Source organism: Yersinia sp. 2541 StPb PI (genome assembly GCF_052217145.1).
Lineage (GTDB): Bacteria > Pseudomonadota > Gammaproteobacteria > Enterobacterales > Enterobacteriaceae > Yersinia > Yersinia enterocolitica_E.
In genome coordinates this window covers 4,684,249-4,704,793 of sequence record NZ_JAZGQB010000001.1, presented here as the reverse complement: position 1 = coordinate 4,704,793, position 20,545 = coordinate 4,684,249, and the positions used below count along the sequence as shown (strand labels likewise).

Sequence of the window (20,545 nt, the reverse complement as noted above, 5' to 3'; positions counted from 1 at the left end):
GCATTATGATTGCGTTGATTCAACGGGCGCTTAGCGCCAGTGTTGTCGTAGATGGGAATATTGTCGGTGAGATTGGGCCTGGATTATTGATATTGCTGGGGGTCGAACAAGAGGACACCGAGCAAAAAGCACAGCGTCTATGTGAAAAGGTTTTGGGGTACCGGATTTTTGGCGATGAGAACGATAAAATGAATCTCAACGTCCTGCAAGCTGGTGGCAGTGTGCTAGTCGTCTCGCAATTTACACTAGTGGCAGATACGCAAAAAGGCATGAGACCAAGCTTTTCCCGTGGTGCAGTTCCGGCAGAAGCTGATCGGCTTTATCAGTATTTTGTTGCCCAGTGTCGTGAGCGTGGTGTAAAAACGGAAACGGGATTATTTGCCGCAGATATGAAAGTCAGTTTGGTAAACGATGGCCCAGTGACTTTCTGGTTACAGGTCTAGAGGCAGAATAGTGCCCAAAACTGAGGGTTATTTTATTGATAATTTTAAAGAGAGAATGCTTCTATGTATCACTTGCGTGTGCCCATAACAGAACAAGAACTCAAAGATTATTATCAATTCCGCTGGGAAATGTTACGCAAGCCGTTGCACCAACCGGTTGGCTCAGAGAAAGATGCTTATGATGCGATGGCCCATCATCAAATGGTGGTGGATGAGCAGGGTAAACCTGTCGCTATTGGGCGGTTATATATCAATGCAGATAATGAGGCTGCGATTCGTTTTTTGGCCGTTGACCCATCAGTGCGCGCCAAAGGTTTGGGAACGCTGGTGGCAATGACCTTAGAGTCAGTTGCGCGGCAGGAGGGGGTGAAGCGAGTTGTGTGTAGCGCGCGTGAAGATGCGGTAGATTTCTTCGCCAAGCTGGGCTTTGTCAGCCAGGGGGAAATAACCGCCCCGCAAACCACACCTGTGCGCCACTTTTTAATGATAAAACCGGTTGTGACCATGGACGATATTCTGCATCGCCCTGATTGGTGCGGTCAGTTGCAGCAAGCCTGGTACGACCATATTCCGCTTAGTGAAAAAATGGGGGTGCGCATCAGCCAATATACCGGCCAGCGTTTTGTCACTACCATGCCAGAGGCGGGTAATCAAAATCCTCACCATACCTTATTTGCTGGTAGCCTTTTTTCGTTGGCGACCCTGACGGGCTGGGGCTTGATTTGGCTATTATTGCGTGAGCGCCATTTGGGCGGCACGATTATTCTCGCTGATGCCCACATTCGTTACAGTGCGCCGGTTACTGGTCGGCCCCGGGCAGTGGCTGAGCTAAGCTCCCTGAGTGGTGATCTGGATAGATTGGCCCGTGGCCGTCGTGCCAGAGTGCAGTTAGACGTGAATCTATTCGGTGATGAAGATGCTGGTGCTGTTTTTTCAGGAACTTACATGGTGTTGCCAGTTGCTGCTGGAGAGGATGCCGTGAGTTAATTCACGCCCTCCGCTATGCCCGCTTTACTGATAACAGATGAGCGGGTGTACATTTATAACTTTCTTTTATCCTCCCGCGTTCTATCTATACATTCTTTTCCTGTGACCCCTCGCACTAATTTATCGAATTCTTTGCTGTGGTATGTGCAATATTCAATAGATAACTTACAGTTATATATTCATGTTTCTGATTGATCATTTTTTGGAGGCGAATCAAAAAGTAATTTTCTCAGTGTTACCCACTGACCAATATACTAAATATGATTGATATAATTAAATAAAATCATGCGTAGATACTTGTCTTATTTCTTTTTGAATCACAGCAATCACCTCCAGATGGTTCGATTTTGATTCCCCATCCTTGGTGTCAAGGAGGGAGTTATGATGGTATGTAATGAGAAAACATCAATTAATGTTATTGGTTCATCCGCAGCATTTAAGCAACTTTTACGTTTAGTTGACCGGGTTGCGCCATCACAACAAACTTTACTGATTTGTGGCCCTACTGGGTGTGGAAAAGAAGTTATTGCCCAACTGATACACCAACGTAGCAAAAATCCTTCAGCTCCATTTATTGATCTCAACTGTGGCGCAATCCCTGAGCATTTGGTTGAAGCTGAGCTATTTGGTCATGTCAAAGGTGCGTTTACTGGTGCCTCTGGCGATCGGCGTGGTCATCTGGAAATGGTCGGTAATGGCACGCTGTTTTTAGATGAAATAGGTGAAATGCCTTTGTCAGTACAGCCTAAGTTATTGCGTGCATTGGAAACTCGTACTTTCCGGCCTATCGGCAGCAGCGACATTCGCCACTTTAATGGGCGAGTGGTCGCTGCCACTCACCGAAATTTACTTGCTCAGGTAAAAAGTGGTGTTTTTAGGGAAGACCTTTATTACCGCTTAGGTGTCATTACTCTGGATATTCCTGCTCTCAGCCAGCGAAGGGAGGATATCCCCGCATTAATTGACTATTTCTCAGGGTTACAAACTCACCCGTTAGTTTTCAATTCCCAGGCTATGTCTTACTTACAGCAGTATCCTTGGCCGGGTAATGTGCGGGAGTTGCGCAATCTGGTCGACAGGCTTGCGGCATTATCTGATAGCCATTTAATTACGCGTGAGGTGTTGGATACCTTTATGCCAACCTCACAACTCGAAGTGAAAGTGTCATCTGACCTGCTTGCTGATGCCATGCTGGCATTGCCGGGGGCTGATAAGCTCGTTGCGGTGGAGCAGTTATTGATAGACCGAGCGTTGCAGCGTACTACCGGTAATAAAACAGCAGCGGCACAACTATTAGGGATTAGTCGTAAGTCAGTGGAACGGCGAATTCATGGCCGGATGGATAAACGGCCAATAGCATTACAACACTTGCAGGAAGGTATGCGGTTAATGAATTGCTCCGCCTACCATGAAGCCATCGTTGATTTACAGAAAGGGTTACAACTACTGCTGGGAATCACCTTGGATGAAGAGGTTCGACAGCTTCATTACAAGCTCTATCGCCAACTCAGTATCAGCTATCAAATACTTTATGGTTGGTTAAGCCATGATGCGCTTAAATATCATAATGATGCCATCGCGCTAGGTAAAAAAGCAGGTGATGAGTCTGAGCTGGCAGGATTACTCTTTTGGCGTTGGTCGGCCCAGTTGGTGACCCTTGATTTACCGCATGTCCGCACTCTGGCTCAGGAGTTACTGCAATGGGGCCTGACTGAAAAAACCGCGTCAATATGGAGTGAAGCACATATCGCTCTTGCCAGTACCCTATTTTGGTTGGGGGATAATCAAGAAGTCTTAACATGTTTAGCTCGCAGTAAGTTACTGACTACCCCTTGCGAGTATGCTGATCAACAAGGATTGGATTTGGTTGGCATGGCACTGACCCTGAAAGGGCTGGCTTTATTTCAACTAGGTGAATTTAAAAAATCCAGAGAGGTAGCCCAAAAACTGGCCTCACGTGCTATGGGGGAAGACATTATTGCTTTTCATCGGGTTATCTCCTTACGGGGCGCGGCGTGGCTTGCTTGCTTGTTCGAAGACCGTGACAGTTTAGGTCGCTTGACCCACGAATTAGCAGTGCAGGCGCAGCAATATGGATTTACTTTTTATCAGGGGTTAGGGAAGGTACTGAAGGGGTGTTATTTGCTCATGCAGCATGACTATGTTCAGGCTGAACAGCATATGATTGAGGGTTATGATAGCCATCTGTTGTGCCAAGGAGGAAAGCTTTTTCACTCCTTCCAGGCATGGAAACGTGGCGAGTTATTGCTGCAATCAGGTGAGCCGCAACAATGTGATGTACTGATGTCACAGGCATTGGACTTGGCATTTAAGTATCAAGAACGCGCCTATCTTAGTGAGTTGATGGTCGTCAAAGCCCGTGCCAGACTGGCATTGAATGACATTGTTGGCGCTGAACAAGGCTTTCGCTGCGCCATCGCGAGTGCGCAAACGTTGGGTATTATTCCCGCACAAATTATTGCTACCAGTGAACTGGCTCGTTTGTTAGGGCAATCGCGACGAAAAGCTGAAGCGGTTGCCTTGCTGTCTTCCATTCTGAAAAGCATCGACTCTCACCATGTTCCACCTTTTGTCAGCCGGGCAATTCAGTTGCTGGCTGAACTGGATAAGCCGGAGTGAAGCGGCATTCTGGGGCATGGACGTTTTCGACCAATCACCGTCTCTCACTTGGACAGTATCGTCCATCCTAGGTGTTTTTAAACCCCTTAGATTTTAATTAATTATTAAAAATCAATTGATTATCTAGTTGGCACACAGGTTGCAATTTGTACTGTGGGTAGAGCGAATATCGGATGTACTACCTAATGATGTCTCCCTCTTATTTATAAGGAACACACTATGAGTACTCTATATACAATTAACGTAATCAATAACAGCCCGACAGCGCAGGATTTCTTTTTCTTCCAAAAACCGGCGATTTATACCGGTGGCGCTAAAGTTTACTCCAACAGTATTTATCAGGAAGTGTTATCACCTTTTGCCAGCTCGGGTTCTGTACTGACCTTTGAATGTTTAATGCAATTTTATGCTGGAGCGCAATCTCAACTACCAAGCTTGTTGGTTGGGCAAGATTCAGGATATATCACCTCAAGCCAGCCTGTCGATTTGACCTCTATTACCGCTGGAGTACAAACAGCAAACACCACGGTAATGTCGGTTGATCCTTCTCTTGGTCTGTCTCCTGCGACTTATACCGAGGGGGTGCAACCTGGTGCTTATCGTATTGTCACTCCTGCATTTAACCCCGTCACAGATGTATTTAACGCGGGGTTGGCGGTGCAAAGTGCCAGTGGCAGTAGCGTACTGTCGAGTTTCATCAATGCAGAACCAAGCAAAAATATCGATTGTCAGCCAGTGCTGAGTTTTTATGTCCAAACGGGTACCTATCAGGCGGGGACGGTTATTAACTTCTCTACGTCTTCAGTTGGGTCCGCGATATGTGATACCACCCAAGGTGTGACCGCATTCAATGTTACTTATAACCCTCAGGGCACCTGGACGGTTAGCGCTGCTTGATAAAAACACGCGTGTACGGCCTGCCTGATCAACAGTGCCGTACCTGTACTCCCCTATTTATTATTTCTATGAGGAGGCTATATGCCTAATCTAACAACCAGTATTTCGCTAAATCTATTATTGGGCCAATTTCCGAATCCTGTTAGTCAACTGACTCAGCCACCGCTCAGTAATGAGTGTGGTGCTTATGCATTAACTGCCACATTGGCTGCATTTGCACTGTGGCCGGAAAGTACCATTATCACTTATGGAGAAAATAATAATGTCATTCAACAAGACGATGATTTTATTAACGCTAAGGATAAGATCTATGGTCTGACTGGGATACTTAACCCCGATGGTGGGGCAAACGTTGCGGGTGGCGGATATAACTCACCTGCGGCAATGGCTGCTGTGGCGATAGATTTCGCACGGGTGGTATCGGTGAATATCACCGCTGCTGGCTTATATGCCTTGGGGGCGTTGTATCCAGCTGAGCAAGCTGCCTGTGTGGCGGTGGTAGGGGAGCCAAATGTACATACGGATGCTGTTTATGTAGAGCCGGCTCATGGGCAAGTACAATTGATTTGTGTGGCTTCCGGCCCGCAAGCTCTTCACATGTTAGCTCGTGGTTCCGACGGACTTTATTACGATCCCGCCACCGGAGTTCGTGATAATGATTGGGGTAATCCAACAGCTGAACTCTTTGAACAACTCAGTGGCTATGAATTTGTTGGTTTATGGCTAGTTATTAGTTAATTAATGAGTAATTTGAAATAGTAAACCGATAAACGGTGCTATCGAGTTGTTTATCGGTTTACTTCAATATTTTTTAGTGTGATTTTATAAACCTCCTTTCTTAACCTTTTCTTTAATTTATCATCGTTAAATTATCTATAATCTATGTTTAGCTAAATAATGCAGGGTTGTTTTATTTGGTTTTTTTAAAAAAAGAGTAACTAATGCACTGGATCATACAGCGTAATCGTTATTTAATAAATTAACATCTGCTGTTTGCTATTTATAAATATAAATCAACCCTTAATATTATTTATTAAATAGCTAACTATAGATAAATCTAAACTAGTCTGAGTCATTTAATTAAGGAATTTATAATAAATTTTTTAATGGGAGTGAATTAAAATGGATAGAGATTGGCATAGACAAGATATTTTAGCTGCAATACGGAAAGCAAAAGGCTCACTAGCAGCATTATCAAGAGAGAGCGGGCTTTCGCCAAGTACATTAGCTAACGCGCTAACACGCCCGTGGCCCAAGGGAGAAGTAATTATTGCAGACGCTATCGGTGTTTCCCCTCGAGAGATATGGCCCAGTAGGTTCATCGATTATCGAGGGCGGATGATTATTCGAAGAGTAAGGCAAAACTAACGTTAAGAGGGTGGTTCAAATGGATAAAAAACTACTAAACTCGCTTAAAATGTTAATACCATTTTGGGAAAATAGTTCGGAAGCTTGGGGGGTTAAGGATAACAAGTCAGTGTTTATTTATGCAAATAATAGGTTTGGTACATTATTAGGCTTACCTGATAAATTTAGTGTGGAAGGGCGATTAGATGGCGAACTTCCTGCGCCAACGGCAGAGTTTCAGACTGAATTTCAGGAACATGACCGTCAGGCGATATTATCGAAAGAACGTGCGACAACGATTGAAATCCATGCATTTGAGCGACGTTCCTATTTTCAACCTTACTTTTGTGATAAGTATCCATTAATAGATAAAAACGGCATTTCACAGGGGCTTATTTTTCATGCAAGGCCAGTAGAAGATATAATATTAACGCATTTAAATAAAATAAAAGTCCCCACCTCACTTATCTTTACCCCGCCATCAGAGTCATTTACCAAAAGAGAGTGGGAGGTGTTATTTTATATTTTACATGCTTTTTCAAGCCCTGACATTGCTAAAAAGCTTAATTTATCAACCAGATCAGTCTGCAATATAATTCAAAATATCTATAGAAAGGCCGGTGTGACCAGTAAAAAACAGGTTATAGAATATTGTTATGAGAAGAAAATTAATAACTATGTACCACAAAGTTTCTTTGAATACTCAGGTTCTTTTCCGCTTGCGGGGAAAGGTAACGTAAATTTAAGGGGAAAGTAATGATGGATAAGACATTACTAAACTCGCTTGAGGTATTAATACGGTTTTGGGAGCATAGTTCAGAACCTTGGGGGGTTAAAGATAATCAATCAAGATTTATTTATGCAAATAACAGATTCAATAAATTATTAGCTTTACCGGATAAATACTGTGTAGAGGGGCGGTCTGATGGCGAACTTCCCACTCCAATATCAGATTTTGAGGTTGAGTTTCAAGAGCATGACCGTAAGGTAGAGCTATTGCAGGATCGTATAACAGCGGTTGAAATACATGAGTGGGATGGCCTTTCCTATTTTAAGCCTAATTTCTGTGACAAATATCCGTTAATAGATAGCGATGGGATATCGCAAGGTGTTATTTTCCATGTAAGACCTGTGCATGATATGTTGTTAACAAATTTAGGTAAAATAAAAGTCCCCACCTCACTTATCTTTACCCCGCCATCAGAATTATTTACTAAAAGAGAATGGGAGGTGTTGTTTTATATTTTACATGCTTTCTCAAGTAAAGAGATTGCTAAAAAAATCCATTTATCCACCAGAACAGTTTGTAATATAACTCAAAACATCTATCGAAAGGCCAGTGTGACCAGTAAAAAACAGGTTGTTGAGTATTGTTATGAAAATAAGATAAATAATTATGTTCCGCAGAGTTTCTTTGAATATTCGGGTTCGTTCCCTCTTATGTAGGACAAACTTCTGTGCCGATTACATGAAAAATATCATGTAATCGGCGTTGTCACCCAGCAGCAATCTGGTAGGGCAGTGTAAAACGCCCTTATTGCCCCGCTACGCTATGCACTTCACCATGCTGCATAGTTTGATTGACTTGTTGCCCATTGCTGTCAGTAGCTTGTAGAGAGCCGCTAACAGTAGGTTTCAATGGTGTATCGGCAGCCAGACTTCCTTTTATCTGTAATTTTAGGTTGCCCAGGCCATGCAACGGTAATGCTGGCCAACCCCAGTTTTGCAAGATATCCAGATTGACAGAACGGCCGGTCAGCGCCAGTGATAAGGCGCGGGCAGGCGTTTGGTCAATACTGGCGGTGGACTCCAGTAAGCCCTCTTTGGTGAATGCGCTTAACTCACTAAATGTAATCTGTTGTTCATTGGCATTGAGGGCCAGTGACGGACGGCGAATATCATTTTTATTAAATGTCGCATTACCTGCATTCAACATTAATGAGCCAGACCATACACCCCACTGATGGTTTTTTGCCAACAGTAAGTTAGTGCCTGCGGCGTCCAGCGATGTAATCTGGAAGGGGAAGTCAGGGCTGATATCAATCAACAAGTTACGATTAGCACTAAGCTTGCCGACGTACACCTCGGATAGCCAGTTTGGCAATGTTTGTTGCCATTGTTGCTTCCAATCGGCAGGCAGAGTGTAAACCAGCGCGACCAGTGTCAGTTCATCCAATTGCAGGCGATGAGTATCGCGCGCCCAATTCCCCTGAGTTCTTAATAGACCATCCTGCCAGCGGGTTGAGAACTGATTAATTGCGACGCCAGCCGGAGATAAAGTAAATGTTGCTATTGGGTCAATCAGATGAATATTACCCTTGATAATATCACCGGCATTGAAGGACAGTTCGCCATCCTCTGTTTGCCAATCGCCTTGTTTAAACGTGATATTTTTTAGCGTCAAATCCAGGTCATTAAATGCCCAGCTTTTCCCTTCTACTCGCGCATCAATTAAATCAAACCGTTTTAGCGTAATCGGCGGGAGTTGTAAGAATGTATTCCAAACATCATCTATCGATGCTGGTGTTTGTAGGCGAATATTGCTGAGCCGCAGGCGATCGACCAGCCAACTGCCATCAGCCGCTTGGCTGGCGTTACCGGTCAATTCACCCTGCGCGATATCTGCCCCAAAATTGGTTAGGGTCAGGGCATTTTTCTGTATCGAGCCTTGCAGATAAAGTTGTTGCGCGGTAATACCGTTAATGGTTAAAGAACCGGCACTAAACTGAAATTGAGCATTTTCGCCAAGGCTATTACCCGGTTGTGGCTGCCAAGGCACCAAACCGCCAGTCACTTGCTGACCCGCAATCTTCCACTGAGTTGCTGAGTTTTTCGCCTCAAGAGTGGTATCGAGGGCCATATTAGTCAACTGCAAGGTATCAGCCTGTAATGGCAGCGGTGATGGGCTGTTACTGAGGATTAAACGACCATTTTGCAGATTGAGACTGAGAAGGTGACGAGGCTCGGTCAGTTGCCGCCAACTCAGGCCAAACAGCGCTTGTTGGGCAACAAGAAACGGAGGCTGATTGGCCCGGCCCAGAGTGATATCACTGAAACTGATTTGTCCCGGTTGGGACCATGAGTGGTCTATTTTACCCAGAGAGAGGCGATATTCACTATTATCACTAACCCAACGGCTCAGCCAACCGGCAGCCCAACTGGTTTGGAGCAATACGTAACACAGCACTACGGACAGCACCAGTAGTAGTAATAACGTTAGCAGCACTTTCCCGAGAAATTTCATCCGGTCTTTCCACGCCTGTCGGTGATACGGAACCCTGTTTATGCCGTAATTTGTCCATGAGCTCAATAGACAATCAGTTATCCGGCGATAAAAAAATGGCCGGGATCGTTTACGACCGGCCATTTCATTGACGTGTTGATGTAAAGATTATTTTTCTTGTGGGAAGAGTAAGTTAAGCACAATGGCAGTAATACCACCGGCAGCAATCCCGGAAGAAAGCAGCGTTTTTACCCAATCTGGCGCGAATTGTAGAATCAATGGCTGTTGTGCCACACCCATACCAACTGCCAATGACAGAGCCATAATCATAATAGCGCGCCGATTGAGTGTTTCACGAGAGACAATACGCACGCCGGAAGCTGCAATGGTACCGAACATCACCAGCGTGGCGCCCCCCAGCACTGGTTCAGGAATATGTTGCACGAAACCTGCAACCGCCGGGAACAAGCCCAGAACAATCAGCATCAGTGCGACAACGAAACCGACATAACGACTGGCAACACCGGTCAACTGGATCACGCCATTGTTCTGGCCGAAGCAGGAGTTAGGGAAGGTGTTGAACACTGCCGACAGCATGGAGTTCAAACCATTCGCCAGCACACCACCTTTCAGGCGTTTCATATACAACGGGCCATGAACAGGTTGTTCAGAGACATCCGAGGTCGCGGTGATATCACCAATGGTCTCCAGTGAGGTCACCATGAAGATTAACATCAGTGGTACCAGCAGATTCCAATCAAAGGAGAGGCCATAATAGAGTGGTGTTGGGATAGTGATCAGCGCGGTATCTACCACCGGGCGGCTCTCTGGCAACATACCCAACGACCAGGCCAGCAAGTAACCCACGGCCATCGCAATGACTAAAGAGGCCACACGCAAATACGGGTTGCGCTGGCGGTTCAGTAGAATAATCACGACTAATACGGCACCCGCTAATAGCAGGTTTTTCGGTGCGCCAAAGGTATGGTCACTCATTGCACCATAACCGCCGCCAATTGATGTCAGCCCAACCTGAATCAATGACAAACCGATGATCATCACCACGATACCAGATACCAGTGGGGTGATAATGCGGCGCGCCAGATGCAGGAAGCGGGAAAGTATAATTTCGGTGCAGGACGCCACCATTAGCGTACCAAACAGTGCCGCCATCATGGTTGGGATATCTGCGCCGCCGTTTTTTAGCGCCAGGCCACCCATAATCAATGGCGAAACAAAGTTAAAACTGGTGCCCTGAATCGATAATAGGCCAGAGCCAACTGGCCCCCAGGTTTTAATTTGCAGTAACGATGCCAAGCCGGAGGCAAATAGCGACATGCTAATAATGCGTTGGGTATCTTCCGCTGGTAGTCCCAGCGCCTGACAAATCAATAAGCCAGGGGTTATCACTGCGACAAACATCGCCAATAAATGCTGGCAAGCAGCGAACAATGTTTGGGCGAGTGGGGGGCGGTCTTCTAAACGGTAAATCAATTCGCTGGGGCGAGTGGCTGCTTGCTGTGGAGTATCAAGCTCGGCGGATTGCGTAGACATGGAGTGGCATTCCCGGATCGGCAAAGAGGGCATTTTAATGATCCGGCTCACAAAAGCAATCGGTTGCGCTGCGTTTTTAAAAATAATTCTATTCGGTGCTCACCTGCATTTTTCTATTACTAAACTTGTAATGGGCGGCGTTTTTTCTTCTAATCCCTTCCTTAACTGTTTTGGCGTTTTTAAGGAACTGTCTAACGTCATATTTTTAATCGATATTTCAATCGCATGGAGTACCAAGATGTTTCATCTCGATACCTATGGCACGCTAGTCGCGGCCTGCTTGGTTTTATTATTAGGCCGAAAACTCGTACAAACTGTCCCATTCCTGAAAAAATACACTATTCCTGAACCAGTAGCCGGCGGTTTGTTGGTTGCCTTCTTGATGTTGCTGATGCAAAAGACTCTTGGCTGGGAAATCAGTTTTGATATGTCGCTCAAAGATCCCTTGATGCTGGCATTCTTTGCAACTATTGGTTTGAATGCCAATCTGGCTAGCTTACGTGCTGGCGGCAAAGCTTTGAGCGTATTTGTGTTTGTGGTCATTGGTTTGTTGCTCATGCAGAACGCAATTGGTATTGCGCTTGCTAAATTGATGGGGCTAGACCCGTTGATGGGGTTACTAGCTGGCTCAATTACCTTATCAGGTGGGCACGGTACTGGTGCTGCGTGGAGTAAACTCTTTTCTGAACGCTATGGCTTTGAAAATGCAACAGAAGTTGCTATGGCTTGTGCAACATTTGGTTTGGTGCTGGGGGGATTGATTGGTGGCCCGGTAGCCCGCTACCTGGTGAAGCGCTCTTCCACACCCGATGGTACGCCGGAGGACAGCGAAGTCCCTTCCGCATTTGAAAAGCCTTCGGCGGGGCGCATGATCACCTCGTTGGTGTTAGTTGAAACCATCGCCATGATAGCTATCTGCCTGATGGCAGGCAATGTGATTGCGGGTTGGTTGCAGGGCACGATGTTTGAACTGCCAATCTTTGTTTGTGTGCTGTTTGTCGGGGTTATCCTCAGTAACACGTTGTCGGCAATCGGCTTCTATAAAGTCTTTGATCGTGCGGTATCAGTGCTGGGCAATGTCAGTCTGTCACTGTTTTTGGCAATGGCACTGATGAGTTTGAAGCTCTGGGAGCTGGCTTCACTGGCATTACCGATGCTGGTAATTTTGTCAGTTCAGGCACTGGCGATGGCGTTGTACGCTATCTTTGTCACTTATCGCATCATGGGAAAAAACTATGATGCAGCGGTACTGGCGGCGGGGCACTGTGGTTTTGGTCTGGGTGCAACACCGACTGCAATCGCCAATATGCAAGCGATTACTGACCGTTTTGGCCCATCTCATCTGGCGTTCTTAGTGGTACCAATGGTTGGCGCATTCTTTATTGATATCGCTAATGCGATCGTGATTAAGCTGTATCTTTTACTGCCAATATTCCCAGCGGTGGTAGGGTAACTGCACTTAGGGGTGGGTTTACCTGCCCCTTATTTATTAAGCGTTAGTGTAACGCGCTCGCTCTGGTAGCCAGCGCTCAATCAATGCGCGTGCATGTTCAGGATATTGCTGGTGCAGATGGCGAGCTACCCGTTGGACTTCGGGAATCATCGCCTGATCGCGCAGTAAATCAGCCACTTTGAACTCCGCACTTCCAGTTTGCCGTGTTCCCAACAATTCGCCCGGTCCACGGATTTCTAAATCTCGCTGGGCAATGACAAAGCCATCATTACTATCACGTAACACTTGCAAACGCATCTGGGCGGTTTTACTCAACGGCGTTTTATAGAGTAATACACAATGAGAGGCGATAGCACCACGGCCGACACGGCCTCGTAACTGATGTAATTGCGCTAACCCCAAGCGTTCCGGGTTATCGATTATCATCAGGCTGGCGTTAGGCACATCGACCCCAACCTCGATCACTGTGGTTGCCACCAATAGCTGCAACTCACCCTGTTTAAATGCCTGCATAACTGCCTGTTTTTCTGGTCCTTTCATGCGCCCATGAACTAAACCGACTTTAATTTCCGGCAAAGCAATTTTCAGTTCTTCACAAGTTACTTCGGCGGCCTGCGCTTCCAGGACTTCAGATTCCTCAATCAGTGTGCAGACCCAATAAGCTTGCCGACCCTCTTCCAGACAGGCATTTTTAACTCGCTGGATAACATCACTGCGGCGGGTATCAGGGATTGCCACTGTAGTCACCGGTGTTCTACCTGGCGGAAGCTCATCAATTACTGAGGTATCAAGATCTGCATAGGCAGTCATGGCCAGCGTTCTTGGAATTGGGGTCGCGGTCATAATGAGTTGATGTGGATGGAAACCTTGCTCCTCGCCCTTTTCCCATAAAGCGAGCCGTTGATGAACACCAAAACGATGTTGTTCATCAATAATAACAAGCGCCAGTCCAGAGAACTGCACCTGTTCTTGAAACATCGCATGGGTGCCAACAACCATTGCAACCTGACCGCTGGCGACAGCTTCTTGCTGTGCTATACGGGCTTTACCTTTTTGCTTGCCAGCCAGCCAGCCCACTTGCAGCCCCAACGGTTCTAGCCATTGGCGGAAAGTGGAGGCATGTTGTTCTGCCAGTAATTCGGTGGGTGCCATCAAAGCAACCTGCTTGCCGTGAGCAATTGCCCGTAGCGCGGCCAGGGCTGCAACCAATGTTTTTCCTGAGCCAACGTCCCCTTGAATCAATCGCATCATCGGGAAGTTATGGGTCATATCCTGCTCAATCTCCGCCACTACCCGTTGCTGGGCATGCGTGGGGCTGAAAGGTAGCGCGGCCAGAAAACGTTGTTTGAGTTGTTGCTCTGCCAATAGCGGTAATGCCCGATAGCTTTGCGCGCCGGCCCGGACAGCCAACATACTGAGGTTATGAGCGACTAGCTCTTCCATGATTAATCGCCGCTGTGCAGGATGCTTGCCTTGATCTAAATCAGTCAACTGAATATTTGCTGGTGGGCGATGCAGGGTATGAATAGCTTCTGGCAAGCTAATGAGTGAGCGGCTTAACTCAATCGGCAATAATTCGGCAATAACACAAGTATCCAGCATCGCCAGCGCTTGATCGATAAGTTTGCGCAAGGTTGCCTGACGAATCCCTTCGGTGGTGGGATAAACGGGTGTCAGGGACTCTTGTAATTCAACGCCAATGTTCTCGCCATGCACCCGATATTCAGGGTGAATGATTTCCGCCCCAGTATTGCCCCGTTTGACTTCGCCGTAGGCGATAACATGCTTGCCCGGAGACAAACTGTTTTTCATCGCAGCGTTGAAGTTAAAGAAACGCAGAGTGAGAACACCACTACCGTCGCTGATTTGGCAGGTCATCATGCGGCGGCGGCCAAAGGTGATATCAGAACGTAGAACCTCGCCCTCAACATTAACCGAGAGGCCAGGCATTAAATCGCCAATACGATACAGGCGAGTACGATCTTCATAACGTAGTGGGAGGTGAAGCAGTAGGTCTTGGATGGTTTCCAACCCCATTTTAGCCAGCTTCCCAGCCTGACTTGCGCCAACACCGGAAAGTGTACTGAGGGGTACTGCATCCAGCAGGCGGCCTTTCATTTAAGACTCCGTGGCTTGCATGGCAGACCACCATTGTGCATCGGCAATAACCTGACCCTGCTCATCAATATGTGGTTGAGGTAGCCCTTTCCGTTTGGCGACTTGTGCCAATACCGGATACCCCCCCTCAAACAGTAATCGTTGCTGCTCATCTTCGGGCAAGACACTTTTTGCTCGCTGATACATACCTGCATTTTGCCGCTGCCGTTGGGCTTCATATAAAATCAACGCAGACGCGACAGAAACATTGAGTGATTGCACCATGCCGATCATCGGAATAATGATGTCTTGGTCCGCGAGTGCTAACGCTTCCTCAGATATACCGGTCTTCTCTTGTCCCATCAAAATACAGGTTGGGCGGGTATAGTCTATTTCACGAAAATCGACAGCATTATCAGACAGATGCGTTGCCAGAACTTGCATGTTCTGTGATTTCAGATGAGCAATGGCATCGCTAATATGAGTGTGTGTTTTGACTTGTACCCAACTGTTGCTGCCGGCCGCGGAAGAGAGTCGTGTATACATCTGAGTCGTTGGCCAAATTGCATGTACTTGATGGATACCGACAGCATCAGCTGTACGAATGATAGCGGATACATTATGAGGTTTATGTACTTGCTCCAGGCAAACCGTTAGGTCCGGCTGCCTGGTAGCCAGCATTTCACAAATCCGCGCATAGCGTTGAGGATTCATAGGCGTTAGTTACGATTACGGCTGACTTTAACCACATCTGGCATGATACGAATCTTACGCATTATGTTAGCCAGATGGACCCTGTCACGGGTAGTCAGGCGAATAAAGGCACTGTATACCCGGCCATCTTTCTCTTCAGTATTCAGGCTCTGAATATTAGATTCGGCTGCATTGATTGCCGCAGTCAGATTTGCCAAAGCACCTTGCTGATTGAACATATCGACTTTAATTTCAGCAATGAACTCTTGTTCAGTCTCTTGATCCCACTCAACCGCCATAAATTTCTCAGGCTCTTTCTGGTAGCCACGGATATTACGGCAAGACTCATGATGGATAACCAAACCTTTGCCTGGGCTGATATGAGCAATAATCGGGTCACCGGGGATAGGACGGCAACACTTGGCAAAGGTAATTAGGACACCATCGGCACCCTTGATTGCCAGATTACGGGTGCCAGAGGTCGCCAGCGTTGATAGGTCACCCAACAGGTTTTTGGCCACTACCACACTCATCGCATTACCCAAGCCAATTTCTGCTAGCAAATCATCTAGCGTCGCCAGTTTCATACGGTCCAGTTCATGTTTGATATTATCTTCAGAAATATCAGACAGTTTTCGACCATTTCCTAACGCATGATTCAGTAACCGGCGGCCAAGGCTCACCGATTCATCACGTTTCAGGTTTTTCAGCAACTGGCGAATTTTAGCTCGCGCTTTCGAGCTGACAACAAAGTTCAGCCAGGCCGCATTTGGCCGAGCACCCGGAGCGGTAATAATCTCAACGGTCTGGCCACTGTTCAGTGACTGAGAAAGCGGGTAGGGCTGACGGTCAACACGCGCACCTACACAGGCATGGCCAATATCGGTATGCACGGCATAGGCAAAGTCGACAGGTGTCGCACCGGCAGGTAATTCAACGATGCGCCCTTCTGGGGTGAAAACGTAAATCTCATCAGGGAATAAATCAGATTTTACGCTTTCAATAAATTCAAATGAGCTGCCTGCACTTTGCTGTAACTCCAGCAAGCTTTGCATCCAGCGCTGAGCGCGAATTTGTGCGGTGGTGCCAGACTCACCCTGCTCTTTATAAGCCCAGTGTGCAGCAACCCCCATTTCGGCCATCTGATCCATATCTTCAGTACGAATCTGTACCTCGACCGGAACCCCATGAGGGCCGATTAATGAGGTATGTAACGATTGATAGCCGTTAGCCTTAGGGATGGCAATATAGTCTTTCACTCTACCGGGGCGTGGCTTATACAGGCTGTGAGCCTGACCCAACACGCGGTAGCAAGTATCGACTTCTTTGACTATTACCCGAAAAGCATAGATATCCATGATGGAGTGAAAACGCTGCTCTTTCAGGTTCATTTTGCAATAAATGGAATAGAGATGCTTTTCACGACCACTGACTCGGCAAGGAATACCGGCCTCAGTCAGACGCCCTTCAATCTCCGCCAAGATTTTCTGAATCATCTCTTTGCGGTTACCACGTGCGGCTTTCACCACTTCTTTAATTACGCGATAGCGATTGGGGTAGAGCGCTTCAAAACCCAGCTCTTCCAGCTCGGTTTTTAAATGATGGATACCCAGCCGATGGGCCAGTGGGCTGTATATTTCAAGGGTTTCACGTGCAATGCGGCGACGTTTATCTGGGCGTAAGGAACCCAGCGTTCGCATGTTATGTGTGCGATCAGCCAGTTTGATCAAAATAACGCGGATATCCTGCACCATCGCCATGATCATTTTGCGGAAATTTTCCGCCTGAGCTTCTTTCTTGTCACGAAAATTCAGTTTATCGAGTTTAGAAACACCCTCGACCAGCTCGGCTACGCTTTTCCCAAACAACTGCTCCATATCTTGATATGTAGCAGGAGTATCTTCAATGACGTCATGTAATAACGCCGCCATTAAGGTTTCGTAATCGAGCCGCATCTCCGCGAGAATACAGGCCACAGCAACAGGATGAGTGATATAAGGCTCACCACTGGAGCGTGTCTGACCCTCGTGAGCATCACGTGCAACAAGATATGCCTGTTTGAGGCGCTTAATCTGCTCCTCTGGCAGGTAACGTTGAATCAGCAGATTCAGGCTTTCAAACAGGTACAAGGCAGACTCGCTGTCTAATTAACGACGACCTTCAGCAATCGCGGTTACCGCTTGGATCTCTGCGGCTTCCTGCTCTTGCTGTTCTTGGCGTTCACGAACATCGAGAATCTGATTAGTAATCAGGCCTTCTTCAATCTCGCGCAGCGCAATCACAGTAACTTTATCGTTTTCTTCTGGAACCAGTGCGTCTTTACCGCCGGACTGGATTTGACGTGCCCGACGAGCAGCGACCAACACCAGGTCAAAACGGTTACCAATTTTCTCTACAGCGTCTTGAACAGTTACGCGTGCCATAATTCTGCTACTCCACAGGTGACGAAATGACGGGGCATGATACTGAAACTCGGTTCAGTCTGCCAATAATTTGGTGATTAAAGCGTCATGCCGCTGTTTCTGGCGGCCTAAACGCAGTCGTTCTGCGCGAATAATGGTTTTCAGATCAGATAAAGCCAGATTGAAATCATCATTTACGATTAAATAATCATATTCAGCGTAATGGGTCATCTCGGCGACAGCTTGCGCCATTCGCTTAGCGATAACCTCTTCGCTATCTTGCCCACGGCCTCGCAAGCGGCGATCCAATTCTTCCTTGGATGGCGGCAAAATAAAAATACTGCGTGCAGTGGGCATTTTTGCGCGAATTTGCTGCGCACCTTGCCAATCAATATCTAAAAATACATCGACACCGGTTGCAAGAACCTGCTCAATCGCCAAACGTGAGGTGCCATAGTAATTTTCAAATACTTTGGCATGCTCAAGGAAAGCATCGTCATCAATCATCTGGCAAAACTCTTCTTTAGAAATGAAGAAGTAATGTTCACCGTGATTCTCACCCGGACGTATTGCACGCGTGGTATGGGAAATAGAAACCTGCGTGTCGTACAGCGGTTGTGTTTTTAACAAAGCCTGAATCAGGCTTGATTTCCCTGCCCCACTGGGCGCGGAAACGATGTATAGCGTGCCTTGGACCATGATGACGTTTCAGTTGATTAGGTTGATATACCCTTCTTACTTGACGTTGCAACGGCGCTAGCAGCCCTCTCTCCAAAAACACTGACTTTAGTCAGCGCATCAGGATTTGCTCGCTTGCTACCTATCCGCAACACCAATTACTTTGGGTGTATATAGAAAGCAGAAGTGTGAATCTCCGCACAGTATACACGGCTGCTACGCGTCATGCAGCGTTACAACACATTTCACCTGAATGTTTCGTCTGTAAACAGCTCGATTTTCTGATTTTGCGGCGAAGATTGCGTAATTTTCATTTGTTGCTGTAAGCAGAAAACTATTTTTCGGTAGCGTCCGCATTTAATTTTTTTGGTCTTCGACGGATAAGACATTTCAGGTTTTACTTCCGGCCACCAAGGAAAGGGACTGATGAGCATGCTGAATTTAAAAATATTTGTTCTGTTGATAGTCAGTTTTATACATTGGTCCTCCAGAGCGGAAGCTATCTGCCCTGAATGGCCGCCAGAAAGAATGTCGGTTGAAATTAACTCACTCAAGAAACAACTGGATAAGTGGAATGTGGCTTACCATCAGCAAGGTATTAGCGTGCATGCCGATGATGTTTACGATCAATTGCAGGCAAAATTACAGTTATGGCAGTCATGCCATTTATTGCCGGACAGACAGGAAAACAGACTTACTCCTGGTAATGGGAAGTTTCTTCATCCGGTTGCGCATACCGGACTAAAAAAACTTAAAAATGAAGTTGCACTGGCTGATTGGATGGTGGGGCGGAAAAATCTCTGGGTGCAGCCTAAAATAGATGGCGTTGCAGTAACACTGGTGTATCAGGATGGAAAACTGATGCAACTTCTCAGTCGAGGAAATGGTTTGAAAGGCCAGAACTGGACTGACAAAGCACCATTTATTACTGCTATTCCTCAATATATTGCTACCGCTCCTCCCTGGTTAACGCTGCAAGGGGAGCTATTCCTGCAAATGGACGACCATCAACAAGCATCGTCTGGTGGTGCCAATGCCAGGGCGACAGTTGCTGGCGCACTTATGCGTAAGTCTCCAGCGGCATTACTACCCCAATTGGGCATTTTTATATGGGCATGGCCTGATGGACCAAGCAGCATGGTGGAGAAAGGGACACTATTGCAAGCGATGGGCTTCCCCTTGACCGCTAAATACAGCAAACCAATAGTATCAAGTCGCGATGTTGCACACTTTCGCAAACACTGGTTGCAAACACCGCTGCCTTTTGTAACTGATGGCGTTGTTATCCGCCAGGAACAGGAGCCAGCCGGACGCTACTGGCAGGCCGTTCCGGGGCACTGGGTTGTGGCGTGGAAATACCCACCACAGCAGCAACTTGCTGAAATTAAAGATATACATTTCACGATAGGCCGCACTGGTAGAGTGACAGTCGTTTTACAGGTTTCACCGGTAAAAATTGATGACAAATGGATTCGGCGAGTGAATGTTGGCTCGGTCGCGCGTTGGCGGCAGTGGGATATTACATCCGGCGATCAAATCGTTATCGCACTGGCCGGGCATGGTATTCCACGGTTGGATAGTGTTGTTTGGCGGGTAAGCCAACGGCAGACGTTCACTCCTCCAGCAGAGGATCAATTTCATCAATTGAGCTGTTTTCGCCTTATCCCTCCTGAATGTGAGCCGCAACTTCTCTCTCGTTTGACATGGCTTAGTGGCCAAAAAGGACTAGATATACAAAGTGTTAGTAGTGGATATTGGCGAGAGCTGATCCATCATGGGCTGATCAATGATTTGGTGGGGTGGCTATCTCTCACGAAAGACCAAATAGCGGATGTTCCTGGCATAGGGATAGCCCGTGCTGAAAATATTTATCAGCAATTTCAAAGCACAAGGGAAAAACCCTTTTCCCAATGGCTACAGGCATTGGGTTTTGCGCAGGGTACACTTGTCAATTCTCAATGGCGGTCACTACAACAACGCAGTATCGCCGAGTGGAGTTTAATACCGGGTATTGGGCCGATTCGAGCAAAACAGATTACTCATTTCTTACACCACCCAGAGGTGCAAGCTATGGCTGACTTTTTATCGCAACAGAATATTAGCGGGTTCCAACTTGAGGAGTAAACCTTCA

General features: G+C 46.8%; 17 protein-coding genes. 10 read left to right on the top strand and 7 right to left on the bottom strand.

Annotation, left to right across the window (positions count from 1 at the left end; translation table 11 throughout):
- The first annotated feature begins 5 nt into the window (after positions 1-5).
- From dtd to V1953_RS21095, 8 genes are all read left to right on the top strand, one after another.
- On the top strand, positions 6-443 hold the full coding sequence (dtd, locus tag V1953_RS21130; RefSeq protein ID WP_083161637.1) for a D-aminoacyl-tRNA deacylase: 438 nt from the start codon (positions 6-8) through the stop codon (positions 441-443).
- Positions 444-506: 63 nt separating this feature from the next.
- Positions 507-1,430, top strand: a complete 924-nt coding sequence (gene fabY / locus V1953_RS21125) for a fatty acid biosynthesis protein FabY (RefSeq protein ID WP_083161639.1) — start codon at positions 507-509, stop codon at positions 1,428-1,430.
- 381 nt (positions 1,431-1,811) lie between these two features.
- Positions 1,812-4,070 (top strand): sigma-54 interaction domain-containing protein, encoded by a 2,259-nt coding sequence (locus V1953_RS21120; protein WP_083161641.1) that lies wholly within the window; start codon positions 1,812-1,814, stop codon positions 4,068-4,070.
- 219 nt (positions 4,071-4,289) lie between these two features.
- On the top strand, positions 4,290-4,967 hold the full coding sequence (locus V1953_RS21115; protein WP_083161643.1) for a hypothetical protein: 678 nt from the start codon (positions 4,290-4,292) through the stop codon (positions 4,965-4,967).
- Between the two features lie 81 nt (positions 4,968-5,048).
- Complete coding sequence (locus V1953_RS21110) at positions 5,049-5,705, top strand: hypothetical protein (protein WP_083161645.1); 657 nt, start codon at positions 5,049-5,051, stop codon at positions 5,703-5,705.
- A gap of 384 nt (positions 5,706-6,089) precedes the next feature.
- Positions 6,090-6,335, top strand: coding sequence for a helix-turn-helix domain-containing protein (locus tag V1953_RS21105; RefSeq protein ID WP_083161647.1), 246 nt, complete (start codon positions 6,090-6,092; stop codon positions 6,333-6,335).
- A 19-nt stretch (positions 6,336-6,354) separates the two neighbouring features.
- Positions 6,355-7,071 carry a helix-turn-helix transcriptional regulator gene (locus V1953_RS21100; RefSeq protein ID WP_083161649.1) on the top strand — a complete coding sequence of 239 codons (717 nt, stop codon included), beginning with the start codon at positions 6,355-6,357 and terminating at the stop codon, positions 7,069-7,071.
- A gap of 2 nt (positions 7,072-7,073) precedes the next feature.
- Positions 7,074-7,760 (top strand): helix-turn-helix transcriptional regulator, encoded by a 687-nt coding sequence (locus V1953_RS21095; RefSeq protein ID WP_442851346.1) that lies wholly within the window; start codon positions 7,074-7,076, stop codon positions 7,758-7,760.
- Between the two features lie 88 nt (positions 7,761-7,848).
- On the opposite strand, the gene V1953_RS21090 is transcribed toward V1953_RS21095, so the two are convergent.
- Complete coding sequence (locus tag V1953_RS21090) at positions 7,849-9,558, bottom strand: AsmA family protein (protein ID WP_372569805.1); 1,710 nt, start codon at positions 9,556-9,558, stop codon at positions 7,849-7,851.
- Between the two features lie 147 nt (positions 9,559-9,705).
- Positions 9,706-11,091 (bottom strand): uracil-xanthine permease family protein, encoded by a 1,386-nt coding sequence (locus V1953_RS21085; RefSeq protein ID WP_083161655.1) that lies wholly within the window; start codon positions 11,089-11,091, stop codon positions 9,706-9,708.
- Between the two features lie 238 nt (positions 11,092-11,329).
- Between V1953_RS21085 and gltS the strand changes: the two genes are divergently transcribed.
- Positions 11,330-12,544 (top strand): sodium/glutamate symporter, encoded by a 1,215-nt coding sequence (gltS, locus tag V1953_RS21080; protein ID WP_083163981.1) that lies wholly within the window; start codon positions 11,330-11,332, stop codon positions 12,542-12,544.
- Positions 12,545-12,580: 36 nt separating this feature from the next.
- On the opposite strand, the gene recG is transcribed toward gltS, so the two are convergent.
- From recG to gmk, 5 genes are read right to left on the bottom strand one after another with little or no spacing between them, the layout of a single operon-like run.
- Positions 12,581-14,662, bottom strand: coding sequence for an ATP-dependent DNA helicase RecG (gene recG / locus V1953_RS21075; protein ID WP_372569803.1), 2,082 nt, complete (start codon positions 14,660-14,662; stop codon positions 12,581-12,583).
- Positions 14,663-15,355, bottom strand: coding sequence for a tRNA (guanosine(18)-2'-O)-methyltransferase TrmH (gene trmH / locus V1953_RS21070; protein WP_083161659.1), 693 nt, complete (start codon positions 15,353-15,355; stop codon positions 14,663-14,665).
- Positions 15,356-15,360: 5 nt separating this feature from the next.
- Positions 15,361-17,463 carry a bifunctional GTP diphosphokinase/guanosine-3',5'-bis pyrophosphate 3'-pyrophosphohydrolase gene (gene spoT, locus V1953_RS21065; RefSeq protein WP_083161661.1) on the bottom strand — a complete coding sequence of 701 codons (2,103 nt, stop codon included), beginning with the start codon at positions 17,461-17,463 and terminating at the stop codon, positions 15,361-15,363.
- Positions 17,464-17,481: 18 nt separating this feature from the next.
- Positions 17,482-17,757 (bottom strand): DNA-directed RNA polymerase subunit omega, encoded by a 276-nt coding sequence (gene rpoZ / locus V1953_RS21060; protein WP_004392061.1) that lies wholly within the window; start codon positions 17,755-17,757, stop codon positions 17,482-17,484.
- 54 nt (positions 17,758-17,811) lie between these two features.
- A complete protein-coding gene (gmk, locus tag V1953_RS21055; RefSeq protein WP_005191120.1) occupies positions 17,812-18,435 on the bottom strand; it encodes a guanylate kinase in 624 nt (207 codons plus the stop codon).
- A gap of 405 nt (positions 18,436-18,840) precedes the next feature.
- Here gmk and ligB point away from each other — a divergent pair, with 405 nt between their 5' ends.
- Positions 18,841-20,538: an NAD-dependent DNA ligase LigB gene (gene ligB, locus V1953_RS21050; RefSeq protein ID WP_442851272.1), complete on the top strand. Its 1,698-nt coding sequence runs from the start codon at positions 18,841-18,843 to the stop codon at positions 20,536-20,538.
- Positions 20,539-20,545: the final 7 nt, after the last annotated feature.

What these genes read in the sequence shown, in the direction of transcription:
- recG (WP_372569803.1), bottom strand. Translation starts at nt 14,662, where the DNA reads ATGAAAGGCCGCCTGCTGGATGCAGTACCCCTCAGTACACTTTCCGGT.
- V1953_RS21085 (WP_083161655.1), bottom strand. Translation starts at nt 11,091, where the DNA reads ATGTCTACGCAATCCGCCGAGCTTGATACTCCACAGCAAGCAGCCACT.
- gmk (WP_005191120.1), bottom strand. Translation starts at nt 18,435, where the DNA reads ATGGTCCAAGGCACGCTATACATCGTTTCCGCGCCCAGTGGGGCAGGG.
- gltS (WP_083163981.1), top strand. Translation starts at nt 11,330, where the DNA reads ATGTTTCATCTCGATACCTATGGCACGCTAGTCGCGGCCTGCTTGGTT.
- V1953_RS21100 (WP_083161649.1), top strand. Translation starts at nt 6,355, where the DNA reads ATGGATAAAAAACTACTAAACTCGCTTAAAATGTTAATACCATTTTGG.
- trmH (WP_083161659.1), bottom strand. Translation starts at nt 15,355, where the DNA reads ATGAATCCTCAACGCTATGCGCGGATTTGTGAAATGCTGGCTACCAGG.
- V1953_RS21105 (WP_083161647.1), top strand. Translation starts at nt 6,090, where the DNA reads ATGGATAGAGATTGGCATAGACAAGATATTTTAGCTGCAATACGGAAA.
- V1953_RS21115 (WP_083161643.1), top strand. Translation starts at nt 4,290, where the DNA reads ATGAGTACTCTATATACAATTAACGTAATCAATAACAGCCCGACAGCG.
- V1953_RS21120 (WP_083161641.1), top strand. Translation starts at nt 1,812, where the DNA reads ATGATGGTATGTAATGAGAAAACATCAATTAATGTTATTGGTTCATCC.
- V1953_RS21095 (WP_442851346.1), top strand. Translation starts at nt 7,074, where the DNA reads ATGGATAAGACATTACTAAACTCGCTTGAGGTATTAATACGGTTTTGG.
- dtd (WP_083161637.1), top strand. Translation starts at nt 6, where the DNA reads ATGATTGCGTTGATTCAACGGGCGCTTAGCGCCAGTGTTGTCGTAGAT.
- fabY (WP_083161639.1), top strand. Translation starts at nt 507, where the DNA reads ATGTATCACTTGCGTGTGCCCATAACAGAACAAGAACTCAAAGATTAT.
- rpoZ (WP_004392061.1), bottom strand. Translation starts at nt 17,757, where the DNA reads ATGGCACGCGTAACTGTTCAAGACGCTGTAGAGAAAATTGGTAACCGT.
- V1953_RS21110 (WP_083161645.1), top strand. Translation starts at nt 5,049, where the DNA reads ATGCCTAATCTAACAACCAGTATTTCGCTAAATCTATTATTGGGCCAA.
- ligB (WP_442851272.1), top strand. Translation starts at nt 18,841, where the DNA reads ATGAGCATGCTGAATTTAAAAATATTTGTTCTGTTGATAGTCAGTTTT.
- V1953_RS21090 (WP_372569805.1), bottom strand. Translation starts at nt 9,558, where the DNA reads ATGAAATTTCTCGGGAAAGTGCTGCTAACGTTATTACTACTACTGGTG.